12 protein-coding genes and 1 riboswitch are annotated in these 14,166 nt (G+C 54.3%); of the genes, 8 read left to right on the top strand and 4 right to left on the bottom strand.

Annotated elements, in window-relative coordinates:
* Positions 1-129: 129 nt before the first annotated feature.
* The 5 genes from ON072_RS08790 (at position 130) to ON072_RS08810 (ending at position 5,967) form a co-directional block, all read left to right on the top strand.
* Positions 130-1,386 carry a DUF3592 domain-containing protein gene (locus tag ON072_RS08790; protein ID WP_274626028.1) on the top strand — a complete coding sequence of 419 codons (1,257 nt, stop codon included), beginning with the start codon at positions 130-132 and terminating at the stop codon, positions 1,384-1,386.
* A gap of 273 nt (positions 1,387-1,659) precedes the next feature.
* Positions 1,660-2,007 (top strand): DUF805 domain-containing protein, encoded by a 348-nt coding sequence (locus ON072_RS08795; RefSeq protein WP_144132826.1) that lies wholly within the window; start codon positions 1,660-1,662, stop codon positions 2,005-2,007.
* Between the two features lie 140 nt (positions 2,008-2,147).
* A riboswitch (cobalamin riboswitch) is annotated at positions 2,148-2,340 on the top strand.
* Positions 2,341-2,432: 92 nt separating this feature from the next.
* The gene (locus tag ON072_RS08800; protein ID WP_144227250.1) at positions 2,433-4,382 is read left to right on the top strand and encodes a TonB-dependent receptor; all 1,950 of its coding nucleotides are present in this window, start codon (positions 2,433-2,435) and stop codon (positions 4,380-4,382) included.
* 97 nt (positions 4,383-4,479) lie between these two features.
* A complete protein-coding gene (locus ON072_RS08805) occupies positions 4,480-5,100 on the top strand; it encodes a GDSL-type esterase/lipase family protein (protein ID WP_037475231.1) in 621 nt (206 codons plus the stop codon).
* A gap of 144 nt (positions 5,101-5,244) precedes the next feature.
* Positions 5,245-5,967: an HDOD domain-containing protein gene (locus ON072_RS08810; protein ID WP_025009036.1), complete on the top strand. Its 723-nt coding sequence runs from the start codon at positions 5,245-5,247 to the stop codon at positions 5,965-5,967.
* Between the two features lie 48 nt (positions 5,968-6,015).
* On the opposite strand, the gene ON072_RS08815 is transcribed toward ON072_RS08810, so the two are convergent.
* The gene (locus ON072_RS08815; protein ID WP_025009037.1) at positions 6,016-6,918 is read right to left on the bottom strand and encodes a LysR family transcriptional regulator; all 903 of its coding nucleotides are present in this window, start codon (positions 6,916-6,918) and stop codon (positions 6,016-6,018) included.
* Positions 6,919-7,083: 165 nt separating this feature from the next.
* On the opposite strand from ON072_RS08815, the gene metE reads away from it, so the two are divergent.
* A complete protein-coding gene (gene metE, locus ON072_RS08820) occupies positions 7,084-9,354 on the top strand; it encodes a 5-methyltetrahydropteroyltriglutamate--homocysteine S-methyltransferase (protein ID WP_274626029.1) in 2,271 nt (756 codons plus the stop codon).
* Between the two features lie 74 nt (positions 9,355-9,428).
* On the opposite strand, the gene ON072_RS08825 is transcribed toward metE, so the two are convergent.
* Entirely contained in the window at positions 9,429-9,755 is a 327-nt protein-coding gene (locus ON072_RS08825; RefSeq protein ID WP_025009039.1) for a hypothetical protein, read from the bottom strand.
* A 138-nt stretch (positions 9,756-9,893) separates the two neighbouring features.
* Here ON072_RS08825 and ON072_RS08830 point away from each other — a divergent pair, with 138 nt between their 5' ends.
* Complete coding sequence (locus ON072_RS08830) at positions 9,894-10,097, top strand: dodecin (RefSeq protein ID WP_025009040.1); 204 nt, start codon at positions 9,894-9,896, stop codon at positions 10,095-10,097.
* An 8-nt stretch (positions 10,098-10,105) separates the two neighbouring features.
* Here the strand turns inward: ON072_RS08830 and queG are convergent, their stop codons facing one another.
* Positions 10,106-11,287 (bottom strand): tRNA epoxyqueuosine(34) reductase QueG, encoded by a 1,182-nt coding sequence (queG, locus tag ON072_RS08835; protein ID WP_144380035.1) that lies wholly within the window; start codon positions 11,285-11,287, stop codon positions 10,106-10,108.
* 125 nt (positions 11,288-11,412) lie between these two features.
* Between queG and ON072_RS08840 the strand changes: the two genes are divergently transcribed.
* The gene (locus ON072_RS08840) at positions 11,413-12,234 is read left to right on the top strand and encodes a substrate-binding periplasmic protein (protein ID WP_274626030.1); all 822 of its coding nucleotides are present in this window, start codon (positions 11,413-11,415) and stop codon (positions 12,232-12,234) included.
* Between the two features lie 23 nt (positions 12,235-12,257).
* On the opposite strand, the gene ON072_RS08845 is transcribed toward ON072_RS08840, so the two are convergent.
* Positions 12,258-14,129, bottom strand: coding sequence for a tetratricopeptide repeat-containing diguanylate cyclase (locus ON072_RS08845; protein WP_144380037.1), 1,872 nt, complete (start codon positions 14,127-14,129; stop codon positions 12,258-12,260).
* Positions 14,130-14,166 lie beyond the last annotated feature (37 nt).

Consider the following 14,166-nt stretch of genomic DNA (forward strand, 5'->3'; position numbering starts at 1 on the left):
ATTTGCCCGAGCATAGCATGACTCTTTGGCGCGCGCAGAACCGGATGGCAAACTGTGAAGTGTTCCTCAACTGATTGCTGAAATCTGCTACAATCCGCGCCTTTAAAGGATTGAATCAAAGGAGGCCCGGTGGGAAAGATACGGGCAATCTGGGAAGATCTGATAATTATCGGCCTTTTTGCGCTTGCCGGCGGGCTGTTCTCGGCTCTAGGGCTCTATTTTGTCAAAGAGAGTGTCCAATCCTGGTATGAAGTGAATATCCTGCTCGAGCGAGGCGCCGAGACCCAAGGCTATATTGCCCGGCGTGAGCAACACTATGTGTCCCCTGGGCGCTGGGGTTTTGGCCGTTATGAGTGGGATTGCCAGGTGCATTATCAGTTGCCAAACGGCAGCGAGTATCAGATCTGGGATCCCCCAGGCCTGCTTTGCGATTCGAGAAGCGTCGGTGAAGCCGTGATCCTTTGGCATTTGCCTGAGGAGCCCGGCATAGTGCGCACCGATATCCAGTACTATCGAGAACAGCAAAATACCTGGCTCGAGCTGTGGGGGATTCTAATCGCGCTATTGCCGCTGGCCATTGGCGGAAAGTTTGTGGGTAAAACGGTCCAGTGTTTGCGCTTTCTTCGGGCTCGGGAGCGGTTGTCGCCAATAGTTGAGCAGTTACTGGAGGCCGATAACCCCGCCGAGTTACTGGCACGGCTTGAAGCCAACCGGGCCAGTCCGGCCAGTAGCTATTTGGGACGGCAGGCCCTTGGCTATATCGCCGCCAGGCCTGAATGGCAGGTGCGTTTTCTTGCCTGGTTTGTCCCTGTGTGCCTCAAGTGGGAGCCGCCAAGTAAAGGCGAGGGCGTCTCTGGCCTCGAACTTTCACTGCAATTGGCGCTCGGCCGCCGCTACCCTGAGTTTACCCTGGCACTGCTCGATGGCATTCGTAGCCTGTTTTTAGAGCATGAACTGGCGAAGATGGTCTTCTCCCTGCACCTGACCAAGCTGCAACGCAAACCTTGGAGCACGGAAATTCAGGGGCAATTCCATGCCTTGTTATTGAGGCGGCAAATGCCTTTGGGTAACAAAGGATTTGCCCACACCGAATTGAGCCGCTTGGTATGTCTTGGCTGGCTTTTGAATAACCTGGAATCGCTGCCCGATGTTTGGCGCGGCGCTACTGCAACCTTGCTCAAGGCGCTCGCAGCGCAGCCGCCACTGAATCCTTTGAGCCGTAAACAGCGTAAAAAACAAGCGCTGCATTGGCGCTATATTCTTGGCAACCTGGCATCCAAGTTTAACTCAGGTGCAATCGGTCGAAAGCGTCAGACACAACTGGCACAGATTGAAACCGATATCCAGGTGCTGGCCGCCAGCCGTGGTTTTACGCTGAGCAGATAAGATGAAAAAGCGCCGGCTGGCTGTTCATGGCTATTTATGGCTATGAATATGGCGATATTTGTAAACCAATGACGACTGACAGGGTGAGATATCTCTGATTTTGTGGCGGATGGAAGGTAAATCTCTTTTCTGTCACTTTGCAGTTCATTCAGGTATGTTAAAATTGTTCGCTGTTTCAGGGAGTAAGAAACTCTGATGAAACTTTGGTTGCCTTAAGCCATTCAATAATTGGTGCGGCGTTATCGGATCTTGGATCTGTTATTGGGAGAAAACATGGAACATTTCATCGGAGCCATCAAAAAATACGCCGACTTTACCGGTCGGGCCCGTCGGACAGAATACTGGATGTTCACTCTGTTCTATATCATTTTCAGCCTGGTTGTCAGTGCTATTGACTATGCGCTGGGTACCACAGTGCTGGGGCTGATTTATTCTTTGGGCCTGTTGTTGCCCTCTATTGCGGTTGCCGCGCGTCGTCTGCACGACACTGACCGCAGTGGTTGGTGGCAGTTGTTGGCATTAATCCCTATCATAGGTTGGATAGTGTTGCTGGTCTTCTACTGCCAGGACAGCGAAGTGGGTGACAACCGCTTTGGCAGTAACCCCAAAGAGCTGGGTTAAGATAATGGAAAGGGAGCCTCGGCTCCCTTTTTGTTTTCAGGGTAAATCTGCGGCGGTCAGTCGTCGTCAAAATTAGACATTCATCCATATAGACGTCTATAATGCCCGCTCTCGGCCAGGCCGGGAATGACAGCACAGTATTTCAGTCAACCTCTCGTGGTGCCCCGGAATGAAAGACCGGGGATAATCGGGAAGCCGGTGAGAATCCGGCACTGCCCCCGCAACGGTAAATGGTGAGAGACAGGCGCGCCCAAGTGGTGTCATAAAAGCCGGGTCTTGCGCGGTCAACCGCATAGCCAAAGTCCGGAGACCGGCCCTGGAGGTATTTCGATGATTTCGGTGGGCAGATCTCGAAATGCGGCAGCCAAGGGGCTCTCCCTGCCGTGGCACTCTTGCCCCGTTTCCCTTTCAGGAGTCAAAGGAAAATGGGTTTCAAACTAAATCATCTCGCGCTGCTCTGCGGTGCATTTACATCAGTTCCCGTCATGGCGAGTGCTACAACCCAGGCCGTGGATGAACAGCTGGTGGTCATTGGCCGTCAGGATGACACGCCGCTCAATATTGCCGCCAATGTGGTGGTCATAGATGCCGCCGATATTCAGCAAAGCGGTGCCAGTAATCTGAGCGAGTTGCTGCGTGGCCGCAGTGGCATTCAAATATCGGACAATAACTCAGGGCCTGTGCTGGCGATGCGCGGTTTCTCTTCCAGCCAAGCGGTGAATAACACCCTGATACTGATAGATGGTCGCCGACTCAACAATATCGATATTGCCGCCCCCAGCCTGAGTGCCATTGCGGTCAATCAGATTGAAAGGGTAGAGATCCTTTCCGGCAGCGCCGGGGTGCTCTATGGTGATCAGGCAGTCGGCGGAGTGATCAATATTATCACCAAGGCGCCCAGTGCCAGCGGTGGCAACCTGACCCTCTCCGGTGGCAGTTTTGACACCTACGAAGGCCGTGGGGATCTGTCCGGCGCCATCAATGACAACTGGCGTTACTATTTGGCTGCTGCTTACAACGAGAGCGACAACTACCGTAGAAACAATGCCAACGAAACCGGTTCTGTGCTGGGGCGTCTGCAATATGATTCAGAGTTGACCAACTTCTTTGTCGAAGGCAGTTACTACGATAACAAGCGCCAGACTCCAGGCTCACTGACCCTGGCTCAGTTTGAAGCCGACCCACGCCAGGCGACATCGACGCCGGGTGATTACAACCATGAGATGACTTCTGCCTGGCGTGCTCATCTCCAGCGCCAGGTGCACGCCAACTGGGCCCTGGCTGCGGACCTCAACTACAGTGATACTCTGGTGTCCAGTGTCAGCTATGGCAGCCCAGGTCGTAACGAGCGCTCGCTGTTGGAATTCAATCCCAAGGCGCTGGGGCGTTATCAGACCCGCAACGGTGAGCTGAGCATAGTCATAGGCGCCGATATTCAACGGGGTGAAACCGAGTTCGATCTCAGTTATATGCAGCGCAGCAATACCCAAACCATGACCAGCACCTATCTACAGGCCAATGTGCCGCTGACCAACAGCCTGAGCTATGTGGTGGGCGGGCGCTATGCCAAGGTCAAGGATGAACTCAAGGACGGTCAGATTTACCCCAATGGCATAGATTTGGATGAAGACGCTCACGCGCTCGAGTTGGGGCTCAACTATCGGCCGCTGGAAGGCCACAGATTCTATCTTCGCGGTGATGAGAGTTTCCGTTTCGCCAAGGTCGATGAGCAAGCTTATACGCCGCCAACAGTCGTCGGCCTCAAGCCGCAGACCGGCCGTTCCATTGAAGCCGGCTGGGATTGGACCTTGAGCAACCAGAGCCTGCGTCTGAACCTGTACCGACTGTCGCTGGAAGATGAAATTGTCTTTGACCCCAGTGCTGATATGCCTATCGGCGGTGCTTTTCCCGGCGCCAACGTCAACGCCGATGCTTCCCGCCGTTATGGCGCCAGCCTCGACTGGGACTGGCAGCTCAATGAAATGCTGCAGTTGGGACTTGAGTACAACTATATCGATGCCGAATTTACTGAAGGCGCCAACAAAGGCAAATCTCTCTCCTGGGTGGCCGAGCATTCCGGGCGTGTCTACACCAGTGTGGACTTTGGTCAGCACTGGCAGCTGTTTGTCGAGGGGCAGTATCTGGGTGATAGATATATGGAGGGTGACAATGGCAATCAGCACGATAAACTGGACAGCTATTGGCTGGGGAATATCGCCCTCAACTACAGCCGAGATGCCTGGCTTGCCAGCCTGAGGGTCGACAACCTGTTTGACAAGCAATACGCCAGCTCAGGTTATTTCAGTACTTGGGGCGATGGTTATTACTCGGGTAGCGGCCGTGCGCTGAGATTCAGCGTCAGCTATCGCTTCTGATAGCATAGAAAGCCGGGGGTTCCCGGCTTTTTTCTGCCCGTATTTCTATCTGTTTTAGTTGGAAAGTACTCACCGACAAGGAGGCAAGAGTCGAAATATGAAAGCTGATTTTAGATATGGTTTGAGAGGCGTGGCCATAGCCCTGTTGTCGCTGCTTTTGCTGGCTTGCTCCGAGCCCAAGCTGGCATATATCGGCAGCAATGGCAAACTGCTGGCCTTCGGTGACAGCCTGACCCAAGGCGTTGGTGCCAAGGCCGGGCAGGATTATCCCAGCCGTCTGGCCGAGTTGTGCCGTTGTGAGGTGATCAACGCCGGGATTTCCGGTGAGCAATCTGCTGCCGGGCTTGAGCGTTTGCCGGCACTGCTGGATGAAACCAAGCCGGATCTGCTTATTTTGCTCGAAGGCGGTAACGATATTCTCCGCGGTCGTAGCCAGGTGCAATTGGCGCAAAACATTGAGGCCATGTTACTTGAGGCCAAAGCCCGGCAAATTCCGGTAGTGCTGCTGGCTGTGCCGCAAAAGAGCCTGCTGCTGTCCCCCCTGCCTTTGTATGCCGAACTGGCCGACAAGCACGGCGCCATCTTGCTGGAACAGACTCTGTCCGAGCTGCTGCGTTCAAACGAGCTCAAGTCCGATACTGTGCATCTCAATCAACAGGGGTATTCGCGTTTGGCACAAGTCATCTTTACCAGGCTGCAGGAGGCGGGCGCTTTTTGATGCTACTTTTTGATTCTATTTGGCAAAAACCGGGCTAATTATCGATTCAACTTGACCCTGGTGGGCGTTTTATGGGTAAATTCTCTGCCATAATAAATGGCAATAGTGCCTCCATAATAAATAACAACAGGTTTAAAGAATCACATGACAGATCTTGAGCAGCAGGTTTTTACTCAAGTGCGTGCCATTATTGCCAACGAAGAGCAGGTGATAGGGCGCCGCGGCATCCTGATCCCGCTTAAGAAGGCCATTATTGCTGATGGCGATATTCGCAATGTGATCGATATTGTCGCGACCGATCCCGCTCTGGCAGCTCATCTGCTGTGGCGCAGCAATAACGCGCTCTCTCCTTCCGTTCAGCCAAACCGCAGCCTCAAGGATGCATTGGTGCGTCTGGGACAGGTCAATATCTACCGTTATGCCTTTAGCTTTTATCTCAAAGAGCGGCTCGATGAATTGCCGCAGCCATACCGTAAACTGGTACTTGGCTATTGGCGCCTGACTGAGTCTGTGGCGACCGAGTCGGTGGACAGCTTGCATCAGATGCAAGGGGTACAGATAGACGCGGATGAAGTGCAGACTCTGGCACTGTTCAGCGTCTTTGGTCAGATTATTGCCCTGACGGCGTTTGCCTATCTCAACGCCGAAGCCGAGCAGTGCTTCCCGCTGGGCATTATCAAGACCCTGATAGAGACCCAGCAGCAGACGCTGACGGTGGAAGCTTTTGAATCTCTGGGGTTGGATGATGAGCTGCAAAGCGAGTTTATGGTCGCCCATAACCTGAGACAGACCCGGGATCCCAATTCACCCGGACTGGTACTGAGAAGGGTATTGTCCCAGCGCGGTCTGCTGCTGAATCCTCTCTAGATGCTTTGTGACTGCCGCCGACTTTCAGGCGCGGTGGCAGCCGCTCAGTCAGTGTCTGTCTTGACGCTGTAATCCCTCTTTGGCAATCAATTCCAGCAGCCTTTGCAGCTGCACTCTATTGCTGCTGTCGCGGCGGTAGGCACCGAACAGCGGCCGTTTCAGGCCTTCCTGCCCCAGTTTCACCGAGGTCAGGCTCAAGCCCTGGGCTTCGGTCAGTGACCAGTTGGGCAAGGCCGCAACCCCTTCTTTACAGGCGATGCGTTGCAGCAACACATTGGTGAGATCACAGCGTTTTTGTGGGCCGGGCACCACTCCGGCCGGCTCGAGGAAGTGACGGAAAATATCCAGCCTTTCCAGCGGTACCGGATAACTGATAATAGGTTCCCTGGCCAGTTGTTGCGGCAAAATATAGCTGTTGCCTGCCAGAGGGTGATCTTTGGCCATCACCAGTCTCACTTCAAAATCAAACAGATGCTGATAGGCAAGGGCATGGCCGGGCACAGGATCTGAGGTCAGCACTATATCCAGCTCACCGGTTTCCAGCGCATTGAGAGAGTCGAACAGATGGCGGCTGGAGAGATCCAGATTGGCATCCGGATAAGACTGATGAAAGGCTTCCATTACAGGCATCAGCCAGCGAAAACAGCTGTGACACTCAATACCCACCTTCAAGGGACCGCTGCTTCCAGATAGACCGCGTTTGAGCACAAATTCGGTTTCCTGTACCCGGGGCAGTATCTCTTCTGCCAGGGTCAGCAGGCGACTGCCCTCAAGCGTGAAGGTCAGAGGTTTGCTTTTGCGAACAAATACCTGGGAGTTAATCCGGGTCTCCAACTCTTTAATCTGGTGTGACAGCGCCGACTGGGTGACAAAACGTTTCTTCGCCGCGCCGGCCAGACTGCCACTTTCTTTCAGTGCTATCAGAGTACGAAGGTGTCTCAGTTCTATCATTTCCTCTCCACATGAATGCCGCTCATGTTGCCCTTGAATTCAATTCGGTTGCCTGTGCTGAGACTAGCACAATAAACTTCTAGACGTCCAGACGCCCGGTTTGATTTGTTGTGTTTCGGCGTCGCCAGTCACTTGCTGCACAGTTTATAGAGGATGGTATACATTATGCAATTAAATAGTCTTGGCTTTCCCCGTATCGGACGTCGACGTGAACTCAAGTTTGCTTTGGAGAAATATTGGCGCGGTGAGTCCAGCGTGGCCGAATTAGAGAGTGTTGCCAGGGAGCTTAGGCGTACCCACTGGCAGTGGCAGGCCGACGCCGGGGTGGCGCAGCTGCCGGTCGGTGACTTTGCTTACTATGATCAGGTGTTGACCCTGAGTGCGACTCTGGGGGTCATCCCCGAGCGTCACCGTGACGGCGGCGCTGTCAATCTCGATACCCTGTTCCGGATTGCCCGTGGCCGAGCGCCCAGCGGCAAGCATGCGCCGGCGTCTGAAATGACCAAGTACTTCAACACCAACTACCATTATCTGGTGCCTGAGCTCAGCGAAGATCAACGCTTCGATATCGCCTGGGAACAGTTGTTTGAAGAGGTGACCGAGGCTCAGACGCTGGGCCACACTGCCAAGCCGGTACTCTTGGGGCCGGTCACTTTCCTGTATCTGTCCAAGACAGTGGGCTCAGAGTTCGACCGTTTGACACTGCTGCCGGCGCTGGTGGAATGTTATCAAGCCATTCTGGCCCGATTTGCCGCCCAGGGTGTTGAATGGGTGCAATTGGATGAACCTGCGCTGGCACTTGAGCTGGATGACAACTGGCAACAGGCCTTCAATCAGGCCTACGGCGTACTCAAGTCGGCGCCGCTCAAGCTGTTGCTGGCAACCTATTACGGCACTGTAGCCCACCATCAAAGTCTGTTGTCGGCACTGCCGGTGGCGGGTATTCACCTGGATCTGGTCACCGCGCCCGAGCAGTTGCAGGCCTTTGTCGGTGCATTGGCGCCCGAACAGGTGTTGTCGGTTGGGGTGATCAACGGCCGTAACGTCTGGGCCGCCGATCTGGATCTTGTGGCCGAGCAGTTGGCGCCACTGGCGCGGGATCTGGGAGACAGGCTCTGGCTCGCCACTTCCTGCTCCCTGTTGCATACCCCGGTGGATCTCGAGGTGGAGACTGCGCTGGCGCCCGAGCTTAAAAGCCTGCTGGCTTTCGCCAGGCAAAAACTTACCGAGTTGCAGGAGCTCAAGGCGCTTTTGGAGGCGCCTGAGACTGAAAATGCCAAAGCCGTGGTCGCCCGTTGCCGGGATCGGCGCGCGGCCAGGGCGCAGGGGCGTAATCAACAGCTCAGTGCCAGAATCGATGCCCTGAGCGCAACCGATTACGACCGAAACCATGAGTTTGAGGTGCGCAGACAAGCCCAGCAGGCCAGGTTCAAGCTGCCTTTGTTGCCGACGACTACCATAGGTTCATTCCCGCAGACGGCAGCCATTCGTAACCTGCGTAGCCGCTGGCGCAAGGGTGAGTTGGACGATGCTGTGTACACAGAGCAGCTGCAACAGGTGACCCGGGATACCATAGAACGTCAGCTCAAGCTGGGCATAGATGTGTTGGTACACGGTGAAGCCGAGCGCAACGACATGGTGGAATACTTTGGTGAACAGCTCGATGGCGTAGGTTTTACCAAACATGGCTGGGTGCAGAGCTATGGTTCCCGCTGCGTCAAGCCGCCGCTGATCTACGCCGATGTGACCCGTCCCAAGGCGATGACAGTCGACTGGGCCGAATATGCCCAGAGTCTCACCGACAGACCAGTGAAAGGCATGCTGACCGGGCCCGTGACCATATTGCATTGGTCCTTTGCCCGCGAGGATATCAGCCGCGAGCAGATAGCGACTCAGTTGGCCCTGGCGATACGTGATGAAGTGGTGGCATTGGAGCGGGCGGGCATAGGTATTATTCAGATTGATGAGCCGGCTTTTCGGGAAGGCTTGCCGCTCAAATGCAGCGATTGGGCCCATTATCTCGATTGGGCGGTGGCCGCCTTCAAGCTCAGCGCCGCCGGTGTCAGAGACGAGACCCAAATTCATACCCATATGTGCTACAGCGAATTCAACAACACTATTGCCGCCATTGCTGCCATGGATGCCGATGTGATCACCATAGAAACATCGCGCTCGCGGATGGAGTTGTTGAATGCCTTTGAGGACTTTGATTATCCCAATGAAATCGGCCCCGGGGTTTATGATATTCACTCCCCCAATATTCCAACAGTGGAGGCCATGGTGAGCCTGATTGAAAAGGCGGCGCAGAAAATTCCTGTGCACCAGCTCTGGGTCAACCCGGATTGCGGCTTGAAGACCCGTAACTGGGAGGAAGTCGAGCCGGCTTTGAAGAACATGGTCGATGCGACCAGGGAGTTGCGACGTCGACTCGGGTGATAAAATTCTGTGGTTAATAACAGTCAGGGGCGCACTGCGCCCCTGATGTTGATTGACTTTAACGCGGGAAAGATTCAGCCCATGCTCATGCCCAGCGCTATCAGGCCAACCGTACCCAGAATGATCAAGCCTGAAAAAGTGGTGCCCAAAATGGCGAAGATTTTCTGGCGGTCTTTTTGTACCAGGCCGCCAATGCCCAATCCCAAAGACACCAGGCAGACCAGCATCATAAAGATGATCATCAGGCCCACAAGAATGGCTTCCATCGAATTTTCATCCAGGCCGCCCGGTGTTGTTGCCTCCAGGGCTCCTGCAACAATAAAAGTGATAAACAGGGCTATCCCACTAAATATGCTGGTGGCAAACGAGGCGATCCCCAGACCTGAATGTTTTAATTGCATAGCAATCCCTTGATTTCTTCCTATGGTTATCCAACTGAGAAATATACAGAAACCAAGGGAAATATGCCATCGGCCATTTCTGTCTATACTCAGGTCACGAACCTGTGCTGGACACAGATAACTATCAGGAGAAGCCTTATGAGCCATGTGTACAAGATAATAGAACTGACAGGTTCATCCCCCATCAGCTCGGACGAAGCGGTCAAGAATGCCATCGCGGCGGCCAGTCAGTCGCTGCATAATTTGCGTTGGTTTGAAGTGATAGATACTCGCGGACATCTGGAGGCCGGTGTTATCGCTCATTGGCAGGTCACCATCAAGGTGGGTTTTACCCTGGATTAGGCTTGAATTCAGGCGTCTCTTGGCAAACCCTTTTCCACTATCCGGATCAGGCGCCCCGTCTTGCGGGCGGGAATAGGCGCTGTGTCGTTGGCGCTGAGTTTTTCTGCCTGCTGCGCCAGTGCCCACTCTATGTGTTCTGCGACCAGTTCTGAGGCATCTGTCAGTCGCTCCTGCAAGGCGGCAACTATGGTTTCACTGCCGGGCGCATTGCCCAGTGCCACCGCAATATTGCGCAGCCAGCGTTCATGGCCTATGCGACGAATGGCGCTGCCTTCGGTGTTTTTCAAAAACTCGGCCTCGCTCCAGGCAAACAGCTCCAGCAGTTTGGGTTGCTTCAGTTGTGGCCTTAGATGAAAGTCAGTCTCTGCGGTCAAAGGCGCGGCGCGGTTGATGGGGCATACCAGCTGGCAGTCATCACAGCCGTAGATGCGATTGCCGAGCAGTGGCCGAAACTCCAGTGGAATGCTGCCGGCCAGTTCTATGGTGAGGTAGGAGATACAGCGGCGCCCATCGACCACATAAGGCTCGACTATGGCGCCGGTTGGGCAACTTGTGATGCAGGCAACGCAGGTGTTGCAGCCTTCGGCTATGGCGACATCCATGGGCAGCGGCAGGTTCACCAGCAGCTCTCCGAGGAAAAACCAACTGCCGGCCTCATGGTTGAGGATCAGTGAGTGTTTACCTGTCCAGCCGATCCCGGCCTTTTCTGCCAGCGGCCGTTCCAGAATGGGAGCCGAGTCGACGAAGGGTCGAAAGCCACAGCCTTCAAGTTGCAGGGCTTTGAGCGCTTCATCTATGCGCTCGCCCAACTTTTTCAAGCGATTACGCATCAGCTTGTGATAGTCGCGGCCGCCGGCATAACGGGAGATATAGCCAAGGTTAGGGTCTTTGAGATTGAGGGCAAACCCGGCTTGTGGCGGTAAGTAGTCCATCCGTACTGAGATAACTCGCAAAGTGCCGGGATGCAACTCGGCCGGGCGGGCCCGCATCATACCGTGGCTGGCCATATAGCCCATCTCACCGTGATAGCCCTTATCGAGCCAGGCCTGTAGCCTGGGCTCTTCGCGGCTGAGATCTGTATCCGTTATTCCCACTTGAGCAAAACCCAGCTCTTTGCCCCAGGCTTTTATGTTGCGGGCAAGCTTGCCAAGCATACCGGGATCAAATTGTGGTGGTTGAGAAGCTGACATGAACAGAGGCTGACCGGGGAAAAGCCATGATTATATCAGTAAAGCAGAATTGCTCACAGTTGCCGTAAACGGCGATTTCGACTGTTGTCGGTGCTATGCTTGAAGAAATTGAGGGGGGAGAGTATATGCCGGGAATCGAAACCTTGCTCAGGGGCTGCGTGATAGTGTTCTGTTGTAGCTTTGCCAACTTGGCTTTGGCCGGTAACGAGCCTACTGAGGCCGAGTCGCCCGCACTCAGGCTGCTGACCGAAACCTGGCCTCCCATGAGCTATGAGCGCCATGGTCGTGTCGATGGTTATGCGGTGGCCCTGGTGAGGACCTTGCACCATCAGGTGGCTACCTCTGACAAAGAGCCTGTGATAGAAGTGTTGCCTTGGGCCAGGGCAATGAATATCGCAAACCAGGAGCCCAACGTCTTGCTGTTTGCCACTTCCATTAATGAACAGCGGCGGCAGGAATTTGATTTTGTTGGCCCGATTGCCGAAACCCGCATTCAGCTCTATGCCCGCATGGATGATGATTTTACCCCGGCAGACCTGTCACAGGCGGTAGCGGCGGGTAATATTGCCCTATACCGCAACTCCCCGGCGCAGATCTTGTTGAAGTCCGTTCCGGATGAGCAGTTACTGATCTCAGGTTTTCCTCAGTATTCGGCCAGGCAGTTGTTGCATAAGCGGGTGCGTTATTGGTGTCAGGCGGATATCGCGGTTCAGGGCGTCTTGCGGCAATTGGGCCAAACACAGGCGGCGGTGCGCCCCGTATTGGAACTAGCGCACTTGCGCCTCTATTTGGCGTTCTCCGGCGGTACGGCTCCTGAACGGGTCGAAGCCTGGCACAAGGCGCTATTGGCATTGCAGAAAACGGGCGAATTTGACGCGCTCTATCAGAAGTGGTTTGGTGCCGAGCCCTCTTTACGTCAGGCGGAAGTGCTCTGGCGCGTTCAGTGATTTGCAATAACCACTGTGCTCATTCAGGCGGTTTCGACCCGGTTGCGACCTCGATTCTTGGCGCAATAGAGGGCGTCATCGGCCTGTTTCAACAGCTCGGAGAACTGCAGTTCCTCACCCAGAGTCGCTACCCCGGCACTTATCGTCACTCTGGGCTCACCGACTAGCCCTTCCGGGCGTGATTCGGCTATGGTTTGGCGCAGACGCTCGGCGATTTTCAGGCACTCTTCATGGGCTGTTTCCGGCAACAACAACAGAAACTCTTCACCGCCAATCCGCCCCAGCAGATCTTGTTCGCGGATAAGGGTTTGGCTCAGGCTTGCCAGATGTTGTAAGACCTTATCGCCACCATCGTGACCAAACTGATCATTGATATCCTTGAAGTTATCGGCATCAAATAACACAAGGGAAAAAGGCGTGCCGCTATCTCGCGCCTGATTGAACATAGCTTCACCCTTGTGATAGGTATAACGCCGGTTCGCCAATTGGGTGAGGTGATCCGTATGGGCTATCTTCTGGAATTTGCGTGATTTACTGGTCTGCTTAAAGGCCATCACCGCAGTGATTATGATAATGATGCTGGCCAGAACCAGCACAGCCAACTGCAACAGACGGTTTTGCTGCAGTATTTGCACCTCTTGCTCTTTCAGGCGTTCGCTTTCCAGCAGGCGTTGGTTTTCTTTTGCCATGCGATCGGCATTGAAGCGAGTACGCATCTCTGTGGTGCGGTAAGATTGCAGTTTGTTATCCAGTTCGTGGTGCAGGGCGATATACAGCCTGAGCACTTTGAGCGATTCCTGCCATAGCCCCTGGGCGGCAAATACTTCGCTCTTGAGCAGGTAGAGTTCGGCCAAGCCGCGATCATTGTTGATATTCCTGAAACTTTTTTCGGCCTTGATCAAGGGCGCCATTGCCTGTTCAGGCTGGCCTTGGCGCAACAGCACATCGGCGCTGTAGAGTTGCATAAAGCTGTAGAAGCCACCCATCTGCTCAGTCACAAATGGCCTGGCGCGCTCCAGTGCCTGTTTGGCGTCTTCGACTCTGCTCAGCTTCAACAGGGAGCCGGCCATATTGACCGAAACTCCTGCGGCTTCCACCGTGACTCCTTGCTGCTTGAGATAGTCGTATGACTGTTGGAACTTGGCCACGGCGCCTTCAAAATCACCCAGTTCTTCGAGGGCGATGGCCATTTCGCCATTGATAATATAGGCCTGCTCTTCGTGACCACTTTGGCGATAGGCCTGCTCCAGTTGGCGGTAATAGTTGAGTGCACTTTGTGGATCGCCGAAACGGCGGAAACTGGTGGCGAGGTCGGCCAGGTTATACAGACCCCAATAATCCAGCTTGAGCTTTTCATAAAGTTGTTGAGCGGTCAGCAGATCTTCCAGCGCCATGGCAAAGTTGCCCTGAAAGGAATACATGGCTCCGCGCAGACTGCGGGCATCGGCGATCAGGCGATGATCTTCGAGTTGATAGGCCTGCTGCAGGGCTTGGTCATAGTCGGCTTTGGCCTGTTCCATATTGCCTTTGAGTTGAGAGTACCAGCCATGGCAAAGGCGAAAGTCGGTTAGGGCTTCTGGGTAGGCTTGGTTTTCCGCCGTTTGTGCCTGATTGACGGCATACTCTATGGCTGCATCTATGTTGGCGTTGTCGTTGGCATCAAAGCTCCAGCAGCGGGCGCGCCTGAGCCTGGCCTGCCTGTCCAGATCGTCCTTTGCCAGCAATTGGGCTATCTGATCCAGAGTTTGTTCTACTTCGGCAACATTGTTGACCTGCCCATCTTCCAGCTGTTTGAACAGCTGATCAGCCTTGGGATTATCCAGTGCCAAGGCGTGGGGAACCATGCTGGCCAGAAGCAGCACTGTGATGGCTGATTTCAGAAAGTATGACTTCACGCTGACCGATAGACAGATGTTTAGATAATGTTATTAA

The sequence above is a fragment of the Shewanella sp. K8 genome, assembly GCF_028823715.1.
Taxonomy (GTDB): Bacteria; Pseudomonadota; Gammaproteobacteria; order Enterobacterales; family Shewanellaceae; genus Shewanella; species Shewanella algae.

What these genes read in the sequence shown, in the direction of transcription:
- ON072_RS08830 (WP_025009040.1), top strand. Translation starts at nt 9,894, where the DNA reads ATGAGCCATGTGTACAAGATAATAGAACTGACAGGTTCATCCCCCATC.
- ON072_RS08840 (WP_274626030.1), top strand. Translation starts at nt 11,413, where the DNA reads ATGCCGGGAATCGAAACCTTGCTCAGGGGCTGCGTGATAGTGTTCTGT.
- ON072_RS08825 (WP_025009039.1), bottom strand. Translation starts at nt 9,755, where the DNA reads ATGCAATTAAAACATTCAGGTCTGGGGATCGCCTCGTTTGCCACCAGC.
- ON072_RS08810 (WP_025009036.1), top strand. Translation starts at nt 5,245, where the DNA reads ATGACAGATCTTGAGCAGCAGGTTTTTACTCAAGTGCGTGCCATTATT.
- ON072_RS08805 (WP_037475231.1), top strand. Translation starts at nt 4,480, where the DNA reads ATGAAAGCTGATTTTAGATATGGTTTGAGAGGCGTGGCCATAGCCCTG.
- metE (WP_274626029.1), top strand. Translation starts at nt 7,084, where the DNA reads ATGCAATTAAATAGTCTTGGCTTTCCCCGTATCGGACGTCGACGTGAA.
- ON072_RS08815 (WP_025009037.1), bottom strand. Translation starts at nt 6,918, where the DNA reads ATGATAGAACTGAGACACCTTCGTACTCTGATAGCACTGAAAGAAAGT.
- queG (WP_144380035.1), bottom strand. Translation starts at nt 11,287, where the DNA reads ATGTCAGCTTCTCAACCACCACAATTTGATCCCGGTATGCTTGGCAAG.
- ON072_RS08800 (WP_144227250.1), top strand. Translation starts at nt 2,433, where the DNA reads ATGGGTTTCAAACTAAATCATCTCGCGCTGCTCTGCGGTGCATTTACA.
- ON072_RS08795 (WP_144132826.1), top strand. Translation starts at nt 1,660, where the DNA reads ATGGAACATTTCATCGGAGCCATCAAAAAATACGCCGACTTTACCGGT.